Origin of the sequence: Rhodococcus sp. NJ-530 (assembly GCF_003860625.1) — a bacterium.
In the GTDB taxonomy this organism is placed as follows: Bacteria; Actinomycetota; Actinomycetes; order Mycobacteriales; family Mycobacteriaceae; genus Rhodococcus_F; species Rhodococcus_F qingshengii.
The window spans coordinates 989724-1014405 of the sequence record NZ_CP034152.1 but is presented as its reverse complement, the minus strand read 5'-3'; the positions used below and the strand labels follow the sequence as shown (position 1 = coordinate 1014405).

Here is a 24682-nt window from a genome sequence, read left to right as displayed (position 1 = left end):
GTTCCCTGGGAGCTTCCTGTGAACGGCCGAGTGCATGTGATGGACTAGGTACAGGTGAAAAGCCGGGTGCAGGTGAAAAGCCGGGTGCAGCTGAAAAGCTGGGGTGCAGGCCCACGAATCGGAAGGATGCGGCATGTCACTACCCCCACTGTGGAACATGGAGTGCTTGACCTGGCGTATTCCTCTGTTCACCAACAACTCCGATACCGGCGAGGATCCCGGCTTCGCGCCACCGGAGTCTTGGGCACAGGCCCTCGCAGGTGTTGCCCAAGATCTGCGTTGCCTGCGATTCGGACCTGAAGTTGTTGTCGACCGTTTGATCTGGGAATTTTCGATCAACAGCGACTACAACGTCACGATCGGCTGGCAAGGCACACGTGACATCAGCGGATTCAGCTACTTCAACGCACTGTCGATGGAGACTGCATTCGCGGACGCTGCGGTGTGGGTCGCCGACGCAGTTCAGACAAATTTGGCCGGCTACGACTTCGTTCAGTGGCCGAGTCGAGGACGCCATCTGCTGGTTCCTCGACTTCGAGACGGGGAACCGGTGTGGATTGATCCGCACGGCGATGTGACGATAAGTCGTATAGGCGAGTTGTGCAAAAATTCGACGAATTATGCAGCAACGTAGCCCAGTTCAAATCGCTCAGCTCTACGGTCCTGTGGCGTCCGCGCTGGTCGGCGGTGTGGTAGCCGCGTACGCAGTGGCCGAGTCCCGAGTTGACGACTTCTCCTTCTCCGACGCCGGCGTTATCTCGGTGGTGATCACGCCGCAGTGGGCGGGAGCAACTGCCGCTGTGGTTGCGGCCGTCGGCGTAGCGCTACTGCATCGCTGGGGACGTGGCGGTCTCGCGAGTGTCTTCGCTGTAGTCGGCGCCCTCGCCATCGCGCTACCTGCATTCGTCCCCGTCTCCGCCCAGATTTCGGTGACTCTGAACGCAATCGGAGCAGGCGCTTTCCTCGCGGCAGCGGCATTTCCGACGAAGGGTCACCGCGGAGCACAAACCGCTCTCGGACTCGGCGTAACCACGACGACCCTGTACTTCGGCGCAGCGGACTTATGGCGCGATCGCGTCCCCAGGTGGTCGCTCACACTTCCGGGCGATTCCTACCCCGTGCCGTCCACGGTTCCCGTCTGGATTCTGCTCGCCGCAACTCTTCTCGTGGGTGGAGTCGCCGCACTCGCACGACCGAATCAGGAGCCGGGCGACATCGACGCACGCCTGGTGAAGCTGGGAGTTGTTCTGCCCCTGGTATTCACGGCCCTCTATGTGTGGTTGGACTCGACGACATCACCTGGGTCATGGGTGATCGCGGTGGTATTGGCGGTTGCCGTTACCGTCGCACTGGCTTGGCGGTTGCCGCCACACGACGGTCGTTTCGTACTCGTCGGACTGGCAGTCAGTGCGGTTTCGGTCAGCTCGATTTCCTTTCCATCCGACTGGACCTGGGCGATGCCCGCGGGAGCTGCTGCCCTGGCGTTGGGCGTCGTCGTCGGCTGGAGAAGACCGATGCCGCAACTCGGGCTGGGACTCCTTGCCGTGACTGCACTCTCGGGATTGCTGGATGCCGCCGCGACCACGGTTGCCTACGTCCTCGTCCTCCCGCTTGCGCTGGGACTGGCCGTCACGTCATGCATGCCTGTTGCCGTCGGAGCAGTCTCGAGCGGGGCGATGTTGCCCGTCGCTTTCACGTTGTTCTCGGTTTCACCGACCTTCTTGGACCCGGGCTCGCGGGAATTCGGGTGGTCTACCGGTCCGCTCGTCGAACACGGACCGGCCGCCGTGAACACGCCGATTCCTCTGGCTGTTCTCGCTGCGACGGCGACGATCGTGGTGGCCGTGACGAGCATCCATCTGAAGCGGGTTCGACCGGCGGTGGTGACCTAAATCGCCAGCTGATCGGGTCGGAACGCAGAATTCTGTTGCTATGGTTGGGTGGTCAACGACGACATCCGGACGAGCGCACCGTACCCGGCCAGCGAAAAGACGGTGCCTTGGGAGTTGTTCACCATGGCATGGATCGTGCTCGTCATTTCCGGACTTTTCGAAGCTGTCTGGGCTACCGCCCTCGGTAAGTCCGACGGATTCAGCAAGATGTCGCCTACCATCGTCTTCGTCCTCGGCCTGATCGTCAGTATGGCCGGCCTCGCGTATGCAATGCGTACCCTTCCCATCGGGACTTCCTACGCGATCTGGGTCGGCATCGGCGCCGCCCTGACTGTGGGATATGCGATGATCACCGGCGCGGAGTCCACGTCGATCGTCAAGATACTGCTGATCCTGGGCATCGTCGGCTGTGTCGTCGGTCTGAAGGTCCTTCACTGACCGGCGATCCTGGTGAGTGTTTGTGTGTTACCGGTTACAGTTAACGCATGAAACTGCTGGAGATGCTCACGCTTCCCCTACGCGCGGGCATTGCAGCCGCAGAGATCAGTTTGGGAATCGCCGAGCTGACGGTCACGACAGTTCGTATCGCCGTCGGTAATACCGGCGCGGTGACGGCGGGTGCTGCCGGCTTGGCAAGCCCCGCGGACCCATGCAGATGATCCAGCAGTTGTCATCACTCACCGCTGACGATCGGCCCATCGGGCAGGCCTTGGCCCCCGGTGGGCCACTCGATCGACTTCTCTCTCCCGGCGGTCCGGTCGACAAACTGACTGCACCCGACGGCACTCTCGAACGACTACTCGCTCCCGGCGGACCACTCGAAAGACTTCTTGCCCCCGGCGGACCGCTGGATAGGGTGCTCGCCGAGAACGGCGCATTGGAACGCTTGCTCGCGCCGGACGGTCTCCTCGACCGAATGATGGCGGAGGACGGTCCGCTGGAACGCCTGACAGCGCAAGACGGTGCCGTCGAACGCCTGACTGCCAAGGACGGTGTCATCGATCGCGCACTGGCCGAGAACGGCATCCTCGAAACACTCCTGGCAGAGAACGGCGCCTTCGAACGGCTCATCGCCGAAGGCGGCCCGCTTGACCAGATCGTTGCACTGTCCGACACCCTGACTTCCCTCGCCCCCAACCTCGAGCGGATGAGCGCGAGCATCGAGGTCCTTCAGGAAACCGTCGGAATCCTCAGCGCTGCAGTCGGTCCACTCGGAGAACTTGCCGGCAAACTTCCCAATCGGTGGCTCAAGAGCAAGAGCGACCGCCCAGGGCCTGACCTTCCGATCGAATCGGCATAACAAACGGTTACTCCCCGATTACGCGGTCAGTTGTTGATCACGATGTTGAGGTTGATGATGATTCCGCCGAAAGTCAGGATCGTGTTGGCCAAGCCAACGGTCATTCCACTGTTCAGAGCCGCGATCAGTCCGTTCATCGTCGTATCCCCTTCACTGTCTACGGGTTACGCGTACAAGATTGTGCGCTGGCGCTGACAATAGGCCAAGTTCGTGACCTGCGCGCCATTGCGGAGAAAACTTGTACCCCGGTCGCAGTTTCCACGTTAACTGTTGCAGGACAACATAATTCCAAGATCGGCGCACTACCCGCTAACGGCCGAATCAAACATCACGATTGGGCATACGCAGTCCACTTCACATAACCGTCCGCCCCATCAGACACTTGTCCACCGAAACAGAGTGCACAACAGTTAGTCCGGTGCAACAATGAGACGAATCGGACATGCCTGCGACGTGATGGGGAAGGGTGGTTGAGACAATGACGGCGCCGCGCATCGCCAGAGGACACCGCGGCCCCACCGGGGGCCGAAATTCCGCGTCGCAGGACAGCCTGGACGCCGCCTCGGACGCCCTGCAATCGCTGTACGCGCACCTCGATCCACATGCCCAGGCCGAGCAATTTCTCGAACAAGTCTGCAGGCATGCCGTCGATCTCATCGCCGACGCCGACATGGCCGGAATTACCATCGGCGGTTCGGACACGACATTCCGAACCGTCGCCGCCACCCACCAACTTGTTCGCACCGTCGACTCGATCCAATTCCGACTGGACTACGGACCGAGTGTGACGTCGTCACGCACGGGAACCGTTGTCCGCGCACATGCCAGCGAAGCCCACAGCCGGTGGCCTCAATTCGCAAGCGCGGCAAAGGCAGTCGGCGCCGTCAGCTTCTTGTCCATGCCACTGCCTGGCCGGGAACGCCCGCTCGGAACCCTCAATCTCTACAGCCACGACCTCCGAGGTTTCACCGGCGCCGACGTGGCATTGCTCCAACTGTTCGCCGTGACCTCGGCCTACGCGCTGCACAGCTCGCAGCGCCTCGACATCGCCAGAAAGCACGCAATGGACCTCGAGCGAGCACTCGAATCGCGAGGCGTCATCGAACAGGCCAAGGGCATCATCATGGGCACCCACCACGTCGACGCCGACCGAGCCTTCCGCATTCTCATCCAGGACTCGCAGCGCAGCAACGTCAAACTGCGAGTGATCGCCCAGCAGTACATCGACGGCGCGATCGACCCGCGCCAGGCTACGAACAAGCCCGAGACCAACTGAACCGGGCGCCTATCGGCACCTCAGCAAATACAGAGGCACCCACCACATTGGTGAGTGCCTCTTCTTTCGGAGCCTCCTGTCGGGATTGAACCGACGACCTTTCGCTTACAAGGCGAGTGCTCTACCACTGAGCTAAGGAGGCGAAGACCGACGCGTTGCCGCGACTGACTTTGCGGAGCCATCATATCCAAGCCGTCACGGTGGCCGCGCGCGGGTCACGTTAGATAGCGTGGGCCCCATGCGCAACTCCCACTCCGCCCCCTGATGGCGAAATTCACCGAAGTACTCACACGCCTGACGGGAAACCGGCAAGCCACCGTCGACACGGTCACGTCGGCTCCCGCACCGCTTCAACCGATCGACCTGACAGACGACGCCGTCGTCGCAGAGGTCCTGGACCTCGCGGTTCGGGTGGGCGAAGTCCTCCTCGCATCCGGAACCGCGGCCATGGACACCGCTGAGCAGGTGCAGTTCATCGCCGCCACGTACGGCCTTGCCCAGTGTGACGTCGACGTCACTTACAACTCGATTGTGCTCTCCGCCTATCGCGGCCCGACGCGACCGCCGGCGAGCACGATGCGCATCGTCCACTACCGGTCGATGGACTTCACGCGGCTGGCGGCTGTCGATCGTCTGACACGTCGTATCCGCCGTGAGGCGATCACACCGAACCAAGCGCATGACGCGCTCACAGCCATCACGACGGCGCCGCACCCGTACAACCGGTGGACCGCGACCATGGCCTGGGCGGCGATGGCGGCTTCGGTCTCCGTCCTGCTCGGCGGCGGGTTCCTCGTTGCCACAGTCGCGTTTCTGACGACGATGGTCATCGATCGAGTCAACCGCGTACTGAACCGGTTCGGGTTGCCGTTCTTCTTCCAGCAGGTTGTCGGTGGTCTCATCGCCGCTGCGCCTGCCGCCACGCTCTATACATTTCAGGACCAGCTGGGGATCAGTATCCGGCCGTCGTTGGTCATCGCGGCCGGAGTGGTCGTCCTGCTGTCCGGGCTGTCGTTGGTGGGCTCGGTCCAGGACGCGATCATGGGTGCACCCATTACAGCTGTCGCGCGATTCTTCGAAGTGGTGATGATGACGGGCGGCATCATCGCGGGCGTCGCAATCTCGTTGCGAATGACCGGGATGTTGGGTTCGACGCTTCCACCGATCAATGTGGAAGTCTCCACCATCACGCAGTTGCCGATCCTCATGCTCTCCGGTGCGTGTGCGTCGGTGTTCTACGCGCTCGCCTGCTACGCCGAGCGGCGTGCACTCACCGCGGCGTTCCTGGGCGGTGCGGCAGGCAGTGGTGTGTCGATCTTCGTGCAGACACTCGACGTCGGTCCCGTGATCGCCGCCGCAATCGCCGCAACCGTGGTCGGTCTTGCCGGTGGTCTGATGGCTCGCCGCGCACTGACGCCTCCGCTGGTTGTCGCGGTCGCAGGCATCACTCCGCTGCTCCCCGGTCTGTCGCTGTACCGAGGCCTGTACGCGCTGCTCAACGACCAGGTACTGATCGGGTTGACTGCCTTGCTGTCGGCGTTCGGTATCGGCTGTGCCCTGGCCGCGGGCGTCACGCTCGGCGAATGGGGAGCGCGCACGCTGCGTCGTCCACGGATTCTGATGCGCGTGGACTCGCTACGTCGCCCGATGGTCCGCAAGCGCAGGCGTCGAGTTCCCGTCACCGAGAAGTAGGCGTCGTTCAAGCAGAAAGAGCTGGGCACCTGACGGTGCCCAGCTCTTTTCTGTTCACTCGGGGGTTCCGAGCGGTGAGAGAATCAGCTCTCGACTGCGTGCTTTCCACCGGCAGCCTGATCGGCTTCCATGGCCTCACGCAGGCTCTTCGGACGCATGTCGGTCCAGTTGGCCTCGACGTATTCGAGGCACGCCTTGCGGCTGTCTTCACCGAACACCACTCGCCAGCCGGCGGGGACCTCGGAAAACGTGGGCCACAGCGAGTGCTGGTCCTCGTCGTTCACCAGCACGTAGAAGCGGCCGTCTTCGTCATCGAAAGGGTTAGTGCTCATCTCGCCTCACTCGTTACGTACGTGTCTTGTGCGCCCAGACTAGCAAGCGCACCAGTTCGGTTCTGGTGGCTCAGCACCGACGCCAGAATCTCCCCCGCCCGCACTGCCACGTTCGACAGCAGCGACGACGTCAATCCGTGAGTCTGTTCTGTCCCACCCTGCAGATAGATACCGCCTGTCACGTCCTCCGTTACAGCCAGTCGATAATCCCGACTGACGTTACGCGGAACGGACGAATCCGGCACGAGTTCACCCAACAAATCGTCCAGAGGTGCCGGGGTGAAACCCGTGGCCAGAATGAGTGCGTCGCACGCCAGCGTGTCGGTCAAGCCGTCGAGATTGCTACGGACAGCCAGTTCGATGCCGGATTCGGTCTCCACGGCACTCGTGATCTCCGAGGCCCGACGCATGAACAGTCGCCGCGGCCCACGAACCATCTCCTGATATTCGGTGGCATACAGCTTGTTGATCAGTTCGATGTCGACGACCGAGTAATTGGTACTGCGGTGCAGATCGAGCAGTCGGCGTCGTTCCGCGGCGTCTGCACCGTGCAGCTGATCGACGGCTTCGGGATCGAAGATGCGGTTCGCGTACGGGCTGTCGTCTGCCGGGCTGTAGCCGTAGCGGGCAAAAACACTGTGAACTTCGGCGTTCGGGTAGTTCGCGTGCAGGTAGTCCACGATCTCCGCGGCACTCTGGCCGGCGCCGAGAACGACGAACCGGTTGTGTACGGGCTCCGGCATTGCTTCGAGATGGAAGAGGAACTGGTGATTGTGGAAGCACCGCGACGAAGGCGTCGCCCACTCCGGGATCCGCTCTTTCAGTCCGGCTCCGACAACGATGTTGCGCGCGATCACCGTTCCACCGTCGGCGGTGCGAACCGCAAAGCGATCGACAACGCCGTCGGAGTTCTTGATGCCCTCGACCCCGTCGACGGTTGTACCGAACTGCACGTCCGCGTCGACTCGTCGAGCTGCCCAGCACAGGTAGTCGTTGAATTCGTGGCGCGTGGGGAAGAAGGTCTGGTGGTTGACGAAGTCGACCAGTCGACCCTGCTCGAACAGATACGAGAAGAAGCTGTATCCGCTCCGTGGATTCCGGAACGTCACCAGGTCCTTCGGAAACGCGATCTGCATGGTGGCACCGTCGAGCAGCATCCCGGGATGCCACGCGAACTGAGACTGCTTTTCGAAGAACCGCGCGTTCACCCGATCAACGGCCGCACAATTTGCATTGTGTTCTTCGACAGCAATGGCCAACGCGAGGTTGGCCGGACCGAACCCGACGCCGACGATGTCGACAATGGCAGGTTCGGCGCTGGAGTCTCTTGGTGATTCACTCATTACAGGTAGTCCATCCCCGACGGAACGACCTGGTACGGCCGCCAATCGATGTCCCGAAGTAAGTAGCAAAGGCTACCCTTAATGAGGTGAGGGTATCAACACTGTGAGCCCCCGTATAGCGGTCGACCCCACGGAGCGATGCGACGTATGTCATAGTTTCGCCCCCTCGCTCGCGTCATCCCCTTCGGCGGCAACTGCAGCCTCGATCACGTCGACCAACTGACCTGCCCATACGCGGACTGCACCCGCATCGACGCGGTCGGCACGGAACCCGAGAGTTGCAAAGACAGGCCCATCGCCCACCGGCTCGTAAAAACTCAACGTCACATCCGCATCGGGCACTCCCACCGGAATCGGTACGAGAGAACCGAAGTCGCCGAGCCCGTCCAAATCGGCCTGTTGATGATGGATCACCATCACCTGAGGCCTCATGGACGCCGGATTACCCAGCGCCTGCTCGACATACACATATGAGACGTCCTGATTGCTCAGCGCTTCCAGATTGTTTTCCCGGATGCGAGCCAGCAATTCTGCAAACGTCGGACTACCGGACGTATCCGTGCGCAGGAGAACAACATTGAAGAACGATCCGATCATCGGTTCGAGACGGGGATCCGACCTGCCCGCAACCAATGAACCGATGGGGAGATCAGTACCCGCGCCGGCCTTCGTGAGAACGCTGGCCAGTGCGGCCTGCAGGACCATGAACATGCTCGTGCCGGTGCGCGCAGCCAGCGCGTCGATTCCGGCGTGCAGACCCGCGTCGATGTCGACGGCGATCACGTCACCTCGAGGCTCCGAGTCACCTTCCGGCAACGGAAGATTCACACTGGTCGGTATTCCGTCGAGCGCATCCCGCCAATATGCAAGTTGCTTCGACGCACGGCTGTCGACGTCTCGGGGGTCTCCCAACAGCTCCTCCGACCACACGGTGTAATCGGCGTACGTCAATGCAAGCTCGTCCCAAACCGGTTGATCTCCCTGCGACCGGGCTGCATAAGCAGAGACCAGATCTCCCAGCAGCGGCACTACGGACCACTCGTCGACGGCGATGTAGTGCATGACGAGAAGCAGTGTCCTAGAGCCGTCTTCACCGAGCACCAGATGAACCCGCAACGGTGATTGCTCACGCAGATCCATCGGAAGTTGAGCCAGTTCGAACACCACTCGACCCACATCGCCGGCGCCGACATCGACCACATCGACAGTCGGACGCACCGATTCTCTTGCCACGACGACGCCGTCGACCTCGACGAAGGTGGTCCGCAGGGGTTCGTGCCGCGAAGTCACATCGTCCAAGGCGTGCCCGAGAATCTCCGGATCGATCTTCGATTTCAGGGTCAGCGCCAGAGCGTGGCTTGCTTGCGGTTGCGCGCCGGACGCGCGGAACAACTCCCATTGACGACGTTGCGGCGCAGACAGACCCATCGTCTCGGGACGTTTCACCGCCGGCGCCAGGATCGGACGCCCACCTTCCGAACGCGCGACGACGGCCGCCAACTCCGCAACACTCGGCGCGTCGAATACGTCTCGAATACTGACGTCCACGCCGAACGCTTCACGAATGCGACCGACCAGTTTCATCGAAGCCATCGAATGGCCGCCGAGTTCGAAGAAACTGTCGTGGACTCCGACACTCGGGAGTTGCAGGATTTCCGCGAACGCAGCCGCAACCGTGGACTCCACTGCCGTGCGAGGAGCAACATCACCCGCCAGCTCCGACCAGTCCGGAGTGGGCAACGACTTGCGGTCGAGCTTTCCGTTGGGCGTCAACGGCAGCGGACCGTCAAGGGCGACAACCATGGTCGGAACCATGTAGTCGGGCAACGACAGTGCCGCGAGGTTCCGCACTGCCGTCGTGTCGACGACGACACCGGGTTCCGGTGACACGTAACCGACCAGGCGCGTGATTTCGCCCTGCCGATCCGCGACGACCGTTGCCTGCTTCACCGAAGGATGGGCACTGAGAGCTCCGATGATTTCGCCCAACTCGATTCGGAAACCGCGGATCTTGACCTGATCGTCGACGCGGCCGAGGAAGTCGATGTTCCCGTCAGAGCGCCACCGCGCGCGGTCCCCGGTGCGATACATGCGATCGCCCGCGGTGAAGGGATCGGCGATGAATCTCTGTGCCGTCAGATCGAATCGGCCCAGATAGCCTCTCGCCAGGCCGCGTCCCGCGATGTACAGCTCCCCGGATACTCCCGGCGGAACCGGACGGAGTTGATCGTCGAGCACGTACGCCTGTTCGTTGGGGTCAGGGATTCCGATGGGCACGGGACCGTTCCAACCGGGTTCCGCCTGCCACAGTGTGTTGTTCACCGTGGCTTCGGTGAGTCCGTACGCGGCAAGCAAATTCAGCCGCTCCGCCCATCGCCCGATCAGCTCCGGTGGCACCGTCTCGGTTCCGACCAACACGGTGCAGCCCTGCGGCACTTCACATCCTGCCGGCAGAGCGGCCAGCAACGAGGGAGGGATGATCGCGTGGGTGACACGATTGCTCGTCATGAAATCGGTCAGCGCCGGACCGGCAACTCGTGCATTCTGCGGCACGATCACCAGGGTGCTGCTCGTGCACAGTGCCATCGCCAGCTCGAATACCGCGACGTCGAAGCCGACCGAAGCGAACTGCATCACCACCGAACCCGGTACCAGTCGCATCCGAACCTCAGCTGTGGCAACAAGACTCGGAATACCGTCGTGGGAGAGGACGGCTCCCTTCGGCTTGCCGGTCGATCCCGAGGTGTAGATGACATAGGCAGCGTGGCTGACGCCAACTGGTGGCCGGGGAGTTTCGACGATCACTGCCTCGTCCAGTTCCGCACGGATCAGCGGATCGTCCAGGAGGATTCGCTCGACGCCGACCACATCCTCGATCCGCGAGCTTTCCTCCGCAGTGGACAGAAGTACCGAGGCGCGGGAATCGGTGAGCATGTACGTGATGCGTTCGCTCGGGTGGCTCAAATCCAGGGGTAGATACGCGGCCCCCAGCTTGAGCACGGCGAGGACCGACGCGACCATTTCCACCGAGCGCGGGACGGCAAGCCCCACCACGTCTTCGACCGACACTCCGCGGCGATACAGCACGCCGGCGATCCGATCACACTGCTCGGAGAGTTCGCGGTACGTGGCCTGCCCCGCCTCGTCGCGCACCGCAACAGCCTCGGGCGTAGCAACGACTCCACGCGCGAAAGCGTCGTAGAACGTCTCTTCCGGCACGTCGACGGCGGTGTCGTTGAACGAGGTGACAACTTGCTCGAGTTCGCCTGGCAAGAAGATGTCGATGTCGCCGATCTCGATGTCGGCCGATTCCACGACTGCCGCGATCACCGATTCCAATCGGTTCGAAATTCGCTGTGCTGTTTCGCGATCGAAGAGGTCGCTGCCGTACTCGAGCCGGACGTCGATGCAGCCTTCGTCGCCGAGGTACTCGGTGAAGTTGAACACCAGATCGAACTTGGCTGTGTACTCCTCGAGTTCGAACGGATCCCCTCCCATCTCCTCCCGGCTGTGATAGCCGACCATGACCTGGAACAGCGGATTACGTGCCAAAGTACGCGACGGATTGAGGCGCTCCACCACCGTTTCAAAGGGAACGTCAGCGTTGGCGAAGGCCTCGAGATCTCCCTCACGAACGCGATCCACCAACTCCCGGAACGTCGGGTTACCCGACGTATCCGTGCGCAGCACAATCGTATTGACGAAGAAGCCGACCAGTTCGTCGAGTCCATGCTCACTACGTCCGGCGACGGGAGCGCCGAGGGGAAGGTCCTCACCCGCTCCGAGCGCAGTCAGCAACGCCGCCGACGCCGCGTGCAGAACCATGAACATCGAACTCCGGCTCTCGCGCGCCAGATCTCGCAGTGCAGCAGTTGTCTCCACGCCCAACCGTGTCACCACTGCACCACCGGAGAAACTCGGTCTGGCCGGTCGACTCCGGTCGGCGGGAAGCAGCAGTTCTTCGGGGGCTCCGTCCAAACTCTTCGCCCAGAAGTCCAACTGCGTGCTCAGGATGCTCGACGGATCGTCGGGGCTGCCCAACAATTCCCGTTGCCACAGAGTGTAATCCGCGTACTGAACCGGAAGCGGTTCGAAAATTGGATCTTCGCCCTGGATCCGAGAGGAGTATGCAGACATCAGATCGCGCAGGAATGGCCGATCGGACCATTCGTCCGTCGTGATGTGATGCAGGACGATCACGACCACTACGGCACCGTCCACCTCGGCACCGTCCACCCGGATCAGACGTGCGCGGATCGGAATCTCGTCAGACAGGTCGAACGGACGACCCACTGCCACGGCAATTTCACCGGCGACACCGGATTCGTCTCGATGAACTGTCTCGACCGGAATCGTCGCCGATTCGAGAATTATCTGCTCCGGCGATCCGTCCACCAACCGGAACACCGTACGCAGGGATTCGTGTCGTTCCACGACGTCGCCGAGCGCCGCGGCGAAGACGTCCGCGTCCAGTGCGCCGTCCAAACGGAGCACGATCGGGAAATTGTAGGCCGCGGAGTTCTCCTCCATCTGTCCGATCAGCCACAATCGCTGTTGAGCGGCAGAAAGAGGAAGGTGGTCCGGCCGCGGCTTCGCTACCAGTACCGGTCGCGTCGATCCCTGCTCGGCCGCAATACGTTCCGCGAGTTCCGCCACCGTCGGCGCTTCGAAGAGATCACGCATGGTCAGACTGTTCGGAATGGCGATCCGAGCTCGACTGATCAGCTTGGTGGCCAGAAGCGAGTGCCCACCGAGGTCGAAGAAGTTGTCGTCGACCCCGATATCGTCCACATCGAGTACGTCGGAGAAGAGGTCGCAGAGGACCTCTTCCGTGTGGTTACGCGGTGCGATCGACTCCCCACTCCGCTCCCCCAGCACCGAATCGGCGGTGGGCAGTGCCTTGACGTCGAGCTTGCCGTTGACGGTCATCGGTAGTGTCTCCACCTCGATCACCACGGCCGGAACCATGTAGTCGGGTAGGAGAACTCGCGCCTGCGCGCGGTAGTCGTGCCCGGCGCCGAGTCGCACGGGTGTCACGTAGCCGACGAGCCTCTTGACTCCACCTGCCCCGACGTCGACCACCACTGCCGCTTGCCGCACATGTTCGTCGGATTCGAGAACGGAGACGATTTCGCTCGGCTCGATGCGGTGACCTCTGATCTTCACCTGATCGTCGGTGCGGCCGAGGAAGTCCAGGTTGCCGTCACCGCGTCGCCGCACGAGATCCCCGGTGCGGTACATACGTCCTCCGGTCCCAGCCGGATCTGCGACGAAGCGCTCGGACGTGAGCGCGAAGCGTCCGAGGTAGCCGCGAGCCAAACCGGCTCCGGCAATGTACAGTTCGCCGGCAACTCCATCGGGGACCGGACGCAGCCAGCCGTCGAGAATATGCGCGGCGGTGTTCCAGATCGGTTTGCCGACGGTCGGGGTGTCACTGTCGAACGTTCCGCCACCGAGCGTGTTGATCGTGTATTCCGTCGGACCGTAGAGGTTGTACCCCACGGTTCCCTCGGTGTCGCGCAGCCTGTTCCACACCGAATCCGGAACGGCTTCACCGCCGAGCAGGACCAACGGCGGGCGGTGGTGTCCCACACCGTCGTCGAGAAGCCCGCTGTCGATCAGGTGCGTCGCGTAGGTCGGTGTCACGTTGACGACGTCGATGTCCAGTGCGTCGCAGTATCCAACGAGTGCCTCGGCATCACGACGCAGATCCTCGTCGCAAATGTGCACCTCGTGGCCTTCCACGAGCCACAGAAGTTCCTCCCACGACATGTCGAAGGCAAAGGACACGGTGTGCGCGATCCGCAGGCGCCGGCCCGCCGCGGCGATCACTGGTTCGAAAATCGCCTCGCGGTGGTTGAACTGCATGTTCGTCAAGCCGCGGTAACCGGTGACCACGCCCTTGGGCTTGCCGGTCGAACCGGAGGTGTAGATGACGTACGCGGGGTGGTCGAGTCGATGCGGTGCCCCCGGAGCGAATGCTCCGAGTTCCGACGCGGAGAGTGCCCGCGCCGAGATCGTCAGTCTCCTTGCTGCTGTATCGGGTTCGTCGATCACGATAGTGCGGACGTCGGCACCTTCGAACCTCGGTGAGGCCGAAACGGTTGTCAGCAACACGACAGGATCCGCGTCGTCGATCATCACGGCCAACCGTTCGGCCGGATGGTCGAGTTCGAGGGGTAGGTAGGCAGCACCCGTGCGCAATACCGCGAAGAGCGCGACGACCATGTCCACCGAACGTGGTAGGCCAAGAGCGACAATCTTTTCCGGGCCGGCGCCGCAATTGATCAGCAACCGCGCCATCCGGTTGATCTCGCCGTCGAGATCGGCGTAGGTCATCCGGCGCTTCCCGAACACGAGTGCCGTGTCGTTCGGTTGCGCCGACGCGACTTCTTCGAACAGGTCGGCAATGGTGCGCTCCGGCAACTCCCGGATCTGCGTCTGCTGCGCTACTGCGGGAACCGGAGACGCAACAACCGATCCCGTCATGTCCTGCGACCAACTCTGCAGCAGGTCGACGAAGTGACCCAGTAGGTCCTCGGCCCGGCGCGCGGTCACCAGACGCGGATGGAACTCGAACTTGACGTTGACGGTGGCACCCGGTGTGACCACGACGGTCAGCGGATAGTGCGTGTGATCGATACTGTCGCTTCCACTCACGTCGTGAGCGGCGTTGAGCGCGTGGACTTGCTTCTCGTCCACGAAGTTCTGCAGGACCATCAGCACGTCGAAGAGTTGACGATGCTCGGAAACACGCTGGATCGATGCCAAACCGAGGTAGTCGAACGGCATCAGCGAAAGTCGATCCGCCTGTGTCCGACGAAGAAGTTCCTCGACGCTCTCGTTCGGATCCAGTTGCAGCCGAACGGGAACGGTGTTGAGGAACATGCCCACCACGGTGTCGATTCCCGGTACCTCCGGCGGCCGTCCGGCAACCGTGGAGCCGAAGACGACGTCCTGTCGACCGGTGGCCGACGCCAGCACGAGGGCCAGCGCTGCATTCAGTACCGTGTTGAACGTGACGCCGGACGCGGCAGCGCGCTCACGCAACGCACGCGAAAGCGTTTCCGACAGAACCGCATCGCGGCGATCCGGAAGCTGAACTTCGACGCCGGGCGCAGGCTCGGCAACAAGCGTCGGCTCCTCGAGTCCTGCGAGCGCTCCGCGCCACCCCTCGTCGGCGGCTGCACCGTCGCGATCGGCCAACCAGGCGAGGTATGTCTCGAACGACCCCTCGGGTTCGCCGAATGCGCTGTCGTCGCCGCCGGTATCGTAAAGCGCCAGAAGCTGACTGACGACAAGGCCGTTGGACCAGCCGTCCCACAGCAGGAACTGCCTGTTGATCACCAGACGATCCTGGCCGCCGGGCAGATGCAGCACACTCATACGCCACAGCGGCGGCGCGGTCAGGTCGAATGGCGTCACTCGGTCTTGGGCGGCGACGGCCTCGGCACGCTCACGAGCAACCGAGTCGTCGAGTTCACGGAGATCGTGGACGACGACCGGAACATCGAGTCCAGCGCTGAAGAACTGCACCGGCTCGTTCAGCCCTTCGCTCACGAAACCCGCTCGCAACGTGGGATTTCGTCGTTGAAGTGTCCGGGCGGCCGCAGCCAACCTGTCGACATCGAGGGTGTGCCCGAAGTCCATCGAGAACTGTGCCGTGTAGATGTCCCCACCACTGCTGCTGTCGCTGCTGCCCGCGTAGCCGGCTTGGAAGTACAGGCCTTCCTGCAACGGTGAGAGTGGGAGGATGCTGCTGACACCTGCCGGACTCGCATCGGCTATCGCGTCGATCTCGGTCTGACTCAGGTCGAGCAACGTCACATCGGACGGGGTCAGAATGGGAGGCCCGGCGTGACGCGCGGCCGCAGCCGCCAGATCGCCGAGGGCCGAAACCCAGCCGTCGGAGAGTGACTGCGCGTCCTCCTCGGACAAATCTTCACTTGCCCAGGCAAACTCGGCGCGGAGCCCCGAATCCACGCTGACGACATTCACGATCAGTCGGTACGGGCCTCCCATGTCTGCGTCGGGATCGGTGGACAAGGCTTCGGATTCCGCTGCCAAGGACCATGCTGTCGATCCAGCTGTCGTCGTTCGTCCGAGATAGTTGAACAGGATCTGAGATTCGGAGCGCCCCGCCAATGTCGATGCCGTGCGGGCATTCACGTATCGCAGCATCCCGTAGCCGATACCGCCGTCCGGAGCCGCCCGCAGGCTCTCCTTCACCTCGCGTAGCGTGTCCACCGGGTCGATTCCGCCGTGCAGTCGCATCGGGGCAATCGTGGTGAACCAGCCGACTGTTCGCGACAGATCGATGCCCGCCACCAACTCCTCCCGGCCGTGCCTTTCCAGATCGACCAGCAATTCGTGCTCACTGCGGCCGGTGGAGCGGCGCCAGCGATCGACGGACATCGTCAGCGCTGCCAACAGAACATCCGTTCCCTCGGCACCCACCATTGCCGCAACCGATCCAAGTGCTGCCTCGGAGATTGCTCCGTCCACCGTGACCGTGCGCCTCGAGCCTCCGGATACGACGGCATCGCCCGCGGCGTCGGGGATCAACTGCGCGCCCGGAGCGGTCACGGTCAGCCAGTGATCGAGTTCGGCGAATCGATGAGCACTGTATGCGTGTTCGGCCACCGTACGGGAGAAGGTACGCAGCGAAGTTCCGACGGCATCCAGTGCGGCGGGCTCTCCGGCTTCGACTGCCACCCAGGCCATCGCGAGATCCTCGAGCAGGGTTCCCCAGGAAACCCCGTCCACGACCAGGTGGTGCGCGACTATCGCGAGTCGGCCCAGACTCTCAGCGCCGCAATCGAACCAGACCACCGAGACCATCCGCCCTGCAGACGGATCCAATCGACTGGTCGCAGTTTCAGAGTGCTCAGTGACGAGTCTTCGCAACTCGGAGTCATCCAGTCCCCGAGCATCAACGCGTTCGACCAGGTTCGCTGCCCGGACACTACCGGGTTCCTCGATCCGCGCCGACCACATCCCGCGGTCATGTCGGATCAAGGTTTGGCGAAGTCCGTCGTGGTGATCGAGCACGGCCTGCAATGCGCCGGTGATCGAACCGAGAGATGTTGCCGGAGAGTGGATCAGAACTGCCTGGTTGAAGCGGTCGGTACCACCCGTCCATTCGGACAAGCGGTGAACCACCGGCAGCGGAACCAGCTCACCCACGCCGATGTCGGCCGTGACGGTGGCATCCGAGGTGGCGACATCACCCACCGCTGCAGCGATCGCAGCGGGAGTGCGCAATTCGAAGATCTGACGCGGGGTCAGCACTACCGAATCACGACGAGCCAGGTTGACCAGTCGGATCGCCAGGATACTGTCGCCGCCGAGAGTGAAGAAATCGTCGCGCACCCCGACACGGGGCAGTCCGAGAACCGTCGCGAAATGCCCGGCGAGGAGGTCTGCAACGCCCGAGGAAACCACTCCCGTCAAGTCGCCCACCTGTGCCGCAAAATCCGGTGCAGGTAGTGCTTTTCGGTCGAGCTTGCCACTCGGGCTCAGCGGCAGCGACTCGAGCCGCACGAAGGCACTTGGCACCATGAACTCCGGTAGCACTGACAACAACTGAGCTCGAACCGCAACATCATCAGCATCTCCGACCAGGTAGGCGACCACCTGTGCGCGGTTGCTCGGACCGTCGGTTCGGACGATCACGGCACTTGCCGTGACTCCGGGGCACAGCGCCAATTGCGCTTCGATTTCGCCGAGTTCGATTCGGAATCCACGAACCTTCACCTGCTCGTCGGCACGGCCGAGGTACTCGAGAACGCCGTCGGCATTCCACCGCACGATGTCACCGGTCCGGTACATCCGCGAGCCGCCGTCGCTGTACGGATTCGCCACGAATCGTTCGGAGGTCAATCCCCCACGTCCGTGGTAACCACGCGCCAGTTGTGGCCCTGCCAGATAGAGCTCACCGGTGGCACCGGCCGGGACGTTCTGCAGGTAGGGATCGAGAACCAACAGGCCGGTGTTGGCGGCAGGTGCGCCGATCGGGACGCTGACGGCGTCTGCCGGAGTTTCCTGCACCGACGGTTGCCAACTGACGTCGACGGCGGCCTCGGTGGGGCCGTAGAGGTTGTCCACCAGAGTATTCGGCAGGATCTCGGCGACCTTGCGTGCAACGTGAACGGGCAGTGCCTCACCGCTGCAGTTGACGATCTCGAGCGAGGAGCACAGTGCTGCTTTCGGCTCCGCGAGAAACACGTCGAGCATCGACGGAACAAAATGCACTCGGGTCACGGAATGTTCGACGATGACGTCGGCCAGATAGCCAGGGTCCTTGTGCCCGTCCGGCTCGGCCATCACGAGAGTTGCCCCCACCAGGAACGGCCAGAAGAATTCGGGAACGGAGACGTCGAAGCTCGACGGGGTCTTCTGCAGCATCCGGTCGGAGACGTCCATCGGACGTATCTGCTGTGCCCAGAGCAATCGGTTGACCACACCCTCGTGGTTGACCACAACGCCTTTGGGGCGACCGGTCGAACCCGAAGTGTAGATCATGTACGCGGCATCCGCGGGCGATCCTGGGACACTCAGCGGATCGGCGGGGAACTGCGCCGACTCCGATACCGTAACCCGCGGAACCGAACCCGAATCGAGTGAAGAGTCTTCCGACACCACGACGCACACAGGATCGGCGTCACCCAGCATGTACGTCAGCCGCTCCGCCGGGTAGCCGGTGTCGAGGGGAACGTATGCTCCCCCGGCCTTTCCGATGCCGAGTATCGCGACCATCAGATCAAGAGAGCGAGGCAAGGCAACCGCTACCAACGATTCGCGTCCGACGCCACGTTCGCGCAGCAGATGCGCAAAACGATCAGCGCGAGAGTGAAGTTCGGCGTAGGTCAACGACTCTTCACGGAAGATCACTGCGGTGGCTTCGGGCGTACGCCCGGCTTGATCCTTCAGCAGCTCGGTCAGCGTTGCGCGCGGCCGATCCAAGGCCGTGCCGACGCTCCCCGGCTGTGCGGGTGCCAGCGCGATCCGGCCGATGACCTGATCGAGATCGCGCGAGAGCTCGGTGAGTACGACTGCGAGAGTTTCGGCCAGCGACGCAGCGGCGTCGCCGTCCACCTGAGCAGCGTCGTACTTGAGCTCCAACGCCAATCGATCGCCGGGGACGACGATCAGGGTCAACGGGTAGGCCGGTCGCTCGTCGAATCGAATTCCCGTCAGTCGCACCGAGTTCGTCGGATCAGCGATTGCCGTGTCACCGAGTGGATAGTTCTCGAACACGACCAGTGATTCGAAGTTCTGCTCCAGTCCGCCGGTCCGCCGCAGTTCCGGTAGCCCCAGGTACTGATGGTCGAGTAGTTCCGATTGTTCCCTCTGCCAACGAGAAAGTGCTTGCGCGGCTGTCTCTGCCGGATCGAACCGCAACCGAGCCGGCACGGTGTTGATGAACAAGCCCACCATGGACTCGATGCCGGGCAGGTCTCCACCACGTCCCGATACGGCCGATCCGAACAGCACGTCTGTTCGGCCGGTCATTCGGCCGAGCACCAGCCCCCAGGCGCCGTGCACGAGCGTGCTCAGCGTCAGGCCATGGGAGCGTCCGTTGATCGCCAGTGCGCGAGTATCACTGTCGGACAGCTCGACTCGGGTGGCACAGACTCCGCTGCTGCCCGCGCTCGGCGCGGGAAGTTCGACCGCGGGCCCGGGAGAGTTCAGCGCTTCCCTCCACACCGCTGCCGAGGCCTCGTGATCGTGGCGGGCCAACCATTCGAGATAGCTGCGGTACGGCGCCGGAGTCGGGAGCACCACGCCGGAGTCGCCAACGCTGTACGACGCCATCAGCTCTCGCAGCATCACCGGAACCGACCATCCGTCTGCGACCGCATGGTGAATCGACTGCAGCAGAAGGTACTTCTCAGAAGAGGCACGGACAAGCGTGTAACGGACGAGCGGCGGTTGCGCCAGGTCGAACCCGCGCGCGCGGTCGGCGGAAAGCAGTTCATCGACATCGGCGCCGGCCACCTCGACTACCGCCATCTCCACGACAGCGCTCGGGTGCACCACCTGCACGACCCGGCCGTCACCCAGGACCGAGAATGCGGTGCGCAGCGCCTCATGCCGATCGACGACGGATTGCAGCGCGCGGCGCAACGCCGCACTGTCCACGGCTCCGGTCAGTTCCACAACCTGTTGCACGACATACTGATCGGCCCCCGGATCGGCAAACGCCGAATGGAAGTAGATCCCTTCCTGCAGCGGAGTGAGTGGGAGAATCTCTTCAGCCTTCGGTAACCCGTCCACGTCTGCCTGAGCGAGCGCCACCAGAGGGTAGTCCGAGGGTGTGGCTCCGCCGAAGGCTGCGAGCCCGGACACGGCCTCGAGCGAGTCCAGCCACAACCGCGCAAACTTGTCGATATCGCTACGCAGGAAGATGTTCGACGCCCAGGTCAGGGTGGCTCGCAGGCGTGGTCCACCGGCGGCGTCCTCGGCTACGACGTCGACAGACAACGCGTGACCCATCGGCATGGACGGATCGGCAGCACCGTCCATCGACACCGGGAACCAGTCCCCCTCCGCTGCGGCAGTGCGTCCCAGATAGTTGAGCACCACCTCCGGCGCTGCGAAACTACGCAACTGATCCGAGCCGCCGAGGTATCGCAATGCTCCGTACCCGAAGCCGGCGTTCGGGACCCGTCGAAGTTGCTCCTTGACGCTCTTGAGAACCCCCGCCAACTCGCCGCTCGCGTCGAGATCCGGAGCGGCTGTACCGATCTCGAGCGCCACCGGGAACACTGTGGTGAACCATCCGACGGTACGAGTCAGGTCGACGTGCGCAGCGCCGTCACCGCGAACCATGTCCTCGTCGCGTCCGTGCCCCTCCAGGTCGATCGTCACCGATCCGGCACCGCTCCAACGGGTCAGCGCCACGGCAAGTGCGGTGACCAGCACTTCGCTCACATCGGCTCCGAACGCCCGTGGGACACTGCCCAACAGCTGATCTGCAAGTTCTGGAGGTAGGGTGATCGACCGCGCCGCAGCGGTGCGCGCGAGGTCAACTGCCGGGTCGAGTGGCCGACGGCCGAGAGATGCCCGTTGTGCGGACGTCACCGAGTCCCAGAACTCGATTTCCGAGTCCAGTCGCCCGGCTCCGACCGCCTCCGAGACGAGTTCGGCGTACCTTCGCACCGACGTGCCGACCGGAGCGAGTGCGGGTTCGTCGCCATTCATCGCTGCGATGCCGGCGCGCGCGAGGTCCTCGAGGATGATGCGCCACGAGACGCCGTCGACCACCGCGTGGTGGATGACCAGCAACAGCCGTCCGGGACCGGTCACAGGGCGGAACAGAACAGCGCTGACCATCGTGCCGTCGGCTGGATTCAGACGGCCGACAGCTCGCTCGGTCTCGGCGACGATCAACGGTCCGCATTCTTCGAGCGGTGCCGGTAGTGCACGGGTCTCGAAGACCACAGCCGCTTCGTTTGTCTCCGGAACAAGCAGCGTTCCTTCGGAAGTCAACGTCCCACGAAGTGCATCGTGGCGCGCCACCAGGGCGTCGAGCGCCGACTCGGCGTGCTCGGAGGTCAAAGCTGACGGGGTCTGAATCAGCGCTCGCTGGTGGAAGGTTCGTACTGCGTCCGACACTCCGAGAACCCTGGCGGCAATCGGCGTCGTGGCTACGTGGCCGATCGGTTGGTCCGCGTGGTCGACGATCTCAGCCACTCGGGAGGACTGGGCACGCGCCATAGCCTCGGCGGTGCGCAGTTGGAACACCTCGCGAGGACTGATCGACAAACCGGCAGCACGAGCCGCGGTCACGAGTGAGATCGCGACGATGCTGTCGCCGCCCAGTGCAAAGAAGTCGTCGGTAACGCCGACCGAATCGAGGCCGACTGCCGACGCGATCAACGTGCAGAACTGTTGTTCGACTTCGTTTCTCGCAGCGACATGTGCACTCAGTTCGGCGAGATCGGGCTCGGGTAGCGCGCGACGGTCGAGTTTGCCGTTTGCCGTGAGCGGAAACTTGTCGAGGACGGTGACGGTGGTCGGGACCATGTAGTCGGGCAGCTTGCTCGCAGCCCACTCGCGAAGCTCACGTGAGTCGATCGCGAGGTTCGTCCCCGACGCTGCGCTCACGTAGGCGGCGAGATACTTTGCACCGGTTGGTGCTTGGCGCACCAGAACTGCCACGTGACGCACTGCGGGGTGCGAAATCACGGCGGCTTCGACATCCTCGAGTTCCAGGCGCATGCCACGGATCTTCACCTGATTGTCCGTGCGTCCGAGGAAGTCGAGGGTGCCGTCGTCGGTCCATCGGGCCAAGTCACCGGTGCGGTACATCCGGGATCCGGCCAGATCACCTGAGACGAAGGGATCCGCGACAAAGCGAGATGCGGTCAGCGCCGACGCGCCGACGTATCCGCGTCCCAGCAGGAAGCCCGCGGCGTAGAGTTCGCCGCCGGTGCCGATCGGAACCGGCTGCAGGTCGCCGTCCAACACGTACAGGCGAGTGTTGGGGTTCGGCCGCCCGATGGAGGTCGCGATTCGTTCCGCGTCCTCTCGGTAGATCACATGGGAGACACCGATGGTCGCTTCTGCCGGCCCGTAGCCGTGATACAGCGTCGTGGACAGTTGGGCACGGAACCGGTCGAAGAGTTCAGGCGTGAGAACCTCACCGCCGCACCACACGTGCTTCAACGAATCGAGCTGATCGGTCTCGTTCGCCAGGTCCAGCAGTATGTCGAGCATGGACGAGACCAGGTAGACGAAAGTGACCGATTCTCCGGCGATCAGGTCGAGCAGGTATTGCGGGTCGCGTTCCCCCTCGGGCTTCGCGATCACCAATCGACCGCCGGAGACGAGCGGGAGCAGGATCTCGTTGATCGAGATGTCGAACGAGAGTGGGGCTTTGAACAAGGAGGCATCGCCGGACCCGAACCCGAGAATCCGCTCCCGTTGCCACAGCAACCTTGCGCAGATTGCCTCGTGGCGGATCATGGCGCCCTTCGGACGTCCGGTCGAACCGGACGTGAAGATGACGTATGCGAGTTGGGCACCGTGAATACGAATGTCGGAGGTCATTGTCTCGGACAGGTCCGAGGGCCCGTCCTCGTACGCCCACGCGGAGAGATCGACCGGAACGGAGTCGTCTACACCGTCCGAGGTGAGCACCAATGTGGCACCGGCATCGGTGAGTACCGATTCGCGGCGCTCTGCGGGCCAGGACGGATCCAGTGGCACGAAGGCGCCGCCGGCACACATGACGGCCAACAACCCCACCACCATCTCGGCGGATCTCGGAAGCCCGATCGCCACAACGGTTTCGGTCGCGACACCGCGAGAGATCAAGTGCGCAGCGAGCTGTGATACCCGACTTTCGAGTTCGCCGTAGGTCAGCCGGACGTCCCCGTCGACCACGGCGACAGCGCCCCGATCGGCAGAGAAGCTGCTGCGCAACAAATCCGGCACCGTCGTGATTGGCTGCGGCTCTGCGGTGTCGTTCCACCCGTGGAGCACGAGTTCTCTCTCCGCGAGCGACATGGGGTCGAGTGCCGAGATCGGAAGCTGCGGCTCGGCTACGAATCGATCGAGGAACTGTTCGATTCTGGCGGTGTGATCGGCCAACTCCCTGTCGAATCCGGCCGGGGCGCGGACGTCGATCTCGATCGGTTCCCCGTCCTGACCACCGCGCACACTCAGATCCAGGTCACTGACTCGACCGGTTACCGAATTACGCACGCGCACCGGGCATCCGCCGAAGGTGAGTGTGTGTTCGAACATCATCGAGTTGATGCCGGGGCCGAAGACCTGACGGTCGGGATCGATCGCCCGAATGTCGCGAGCAAGATCCTCACCTCGGTACCGCCCGTGCTTGAGAATCGAGACCAGGGCGGTGTCGAGACGAGTTGCCAACTGGCCGATGCTTTCCGAGCGTTCTACCCGAATACTCAGCGGCAAAATCGTCGACGCCATCGAAGGAGTGCGACGCATGTCGCGCCCCACCCGAGCGGCCATCGGTACCGAGACGACAACGTCGTGCTGTCCCGTGGTTCGTGCGATGTACGCGATCAGCGCGGCCATGGGCAGGCGAGTTCGTCGAATCCCGGCGTCGGCCGCATAGCGGTAGAGCTGTGCCGCGCGATCAGCGTCGAGCGTGAGTATCGCCGAGATCGGCGGCAGCGAATCATCCACCTGCCCATGCAGAATACGCGTCGCTTCCGGTCCCGATTCAACGCGTTCGACCCAGTACTGACGGTCGGTCTGGAATCGCGGAGAGTTCCGGTAATCCAGATCGGCTGCAACCACGGCGTCGAGTGACCACTGCGGCGCGGCAGTCCCGAGATTCGGATCGTCGTATCGCTCGGCGACGTCGGCGACGATGAGCGAGATGCCGTACCCGTCGATCACGCTGTGGTGATAGCGCTGATACCAGATGACTCGGTCGTCAGCGGTCAGCAGAAGCACCTGGCGGAACAGCAGATCGTCCGGACCGAAGACCCGAGCCATGTCGGTGTCCATCCACGACTGCGCAGTCGAATCGGGATCCGCCTCGGCCCGAAGGTCGAGAATTTCCACGTCCCAGCGCGCATCCGGAATCGGCACCTGGATCAGCTGGTTGTCGGCATCGACCTCGAAGTGCACGAACAGCGCTTCGACGCGTCCGACGCTGGCCTCGATCGCCGCTGCCGCGCGCTCGACGTCGATCGTGCCGTCGACCTCGACGACAAGTCCGATGTTGTAGACCGGACTGCTCGGATCGACGTTCTGAGCAACCCACACCTCACGCTGAGCGGCCGTCGCCGGGAGCGCTGCGTCCAGATCGGCACCGCCCGATACCGCCGGGTGAGCTACCTGAGAGTGGTCAGACATCA

The 24682-nt window shown here is 63.1% G+C and carries 8 protein-coding genes, 1 tRNA gene, 1 pseudogene and 1 riboswitch; of the genes and pseudogenes, 6 read left to right on the top strand and 4 right to left on the bottom strand.

The window, feature by feature from the left end:
* Positions 1 to 133 precede the first annotated feature (133 nt).
* From EHW12_RS04670 to EHW12_RS04650, 5 genes and pseudogenes are all read left to right on the top strand, one after another.
* Positions 134 to 634, top strand: coding sequence for a hypothetical protein (locus EHW12_RS04670; protein ID WP_063314994.1), 501 nt, complete (start codon positions 134 to 136; stop codon positions 632 to 634).
* Positions 621 to 1892 carry a hypothetical protein gene (locus EHW12_RS04665; RefSeq protein WP_125050334.1) on the top strand — a complete coding sequence of 424 codons (1272 nt, stop codon included), beginning with the start codon at positions 621 to 623 and terminating at the stop codon, positions 1890 to 1892. Before EHW12_RS04670 ends, EHW12_RS04665 begins: the two co-directional genes overlap by 14 nt.
* 43 nt (positions 1893 to 1935) lie before the next feature.
* A riboswitch (guanidine-III (ykkC-III) riboswitch) is annotated at positions 1936 to 2001 on the top strand.
* Between the two features lie 14 nt (positions 2002 to 2015).
* Entirely contained in the window at positions 2016 to 2330 is a 315-nt protein-coding gene (locus tag EHW12_RS04660; RefSeq protein WP_007734365.1) for a multidrug efflux SMR transporter, read from the top strand.
* Between the two features lie 47 nt (positions 2331 to 2377).
* Positions 2378 to 3192 (top strand): annotated as a pseudogene (locus EHW12_RS04655) (ABC transporter).
* 478 nt (positions 3193 to 3670) lie between these two features.
* A complete protein-coding gene (locus EHW12_RS04650) occupies positions 3671 to 4468 on the top strand; it encodes a GAF and ANTAR domain-containing protein (protein WP_003945473.1) in 798 nt (265 codons plus the stop codon).
* A gap of 70 nt (positions 4469 to 4538) precedes the next feature.
* Here the strand turns inward: EHW12_RS04650 and EHW12_RS04645 are convergent.
* A tRNA-Thr gene (locus tag EHW12_RS04645) sits at positions 4539 to 4610 on the bottom strand.
* A 122-nt stretch (positions 4611 to 4732) separates the two neighbouring features.
* Between EHW12_RS04645 and EHW12_RS04640 the strand changes: the two genes are divergently transcribed.
* Positions 4733 to 6160, top strand: a complete 1428-nt coding sequence (locus EHW12_RS04640; protein ID WP_125050333.1) for a threonine/serine exporter family protein — start codon at positions 4733 to 4735, stop codon at positions 6158 to 6160.
* An 83-nt stretch (positions 6161 to 6243) separates the two neighbouring features.
* Here the strand turns inward: EHW12_RS04640 and EHW12_RS04635 are convergent, their stop codons facing one another.
* The 3 genes from EHW12_RS04635 to EHW12_RS04625 form a co-directional block, all read right to left on the bottom strand.
* Positions 6244 to 6492 (bottom strand): MbtH family protein, encoded by a 249-nt coding sequence (locus EHW12_RS04635; protein WP_003945538.1) that lies wholly within the window; start codon positions 6490 to 6492, stop codon positions 6244 to 6246.
* Positions 6489 to 7835, bottom strand: coding sequence for a SidA/IucD/PvdA family monooxygenase (locus EHW12_RS04630; protein ID WP_125050332.1), 1347 nt, complete (start codon positions 7833 to 7835; stop codon positions 6489 to 6491). The genes EHW12_RS04635 and EHW12_RS04630 overlap by 4 nt, the downstream gene beginning before the upstream one ends.
* Positions 7836 to 7985: 150 nt before the next feature.
* Positions 7986 to 24680, bottom strand: a complete 16695-nt coding sequence (locus EHW12_RS04625; protein ID WP_241199097.1) for a non-ribosomal peptide synthetase — start codon at positions 24678 to 24680, stop codon at positions 7986 to 7988.
* Positions 24681 to 24682: the final 2 nt, after the last annotated feature.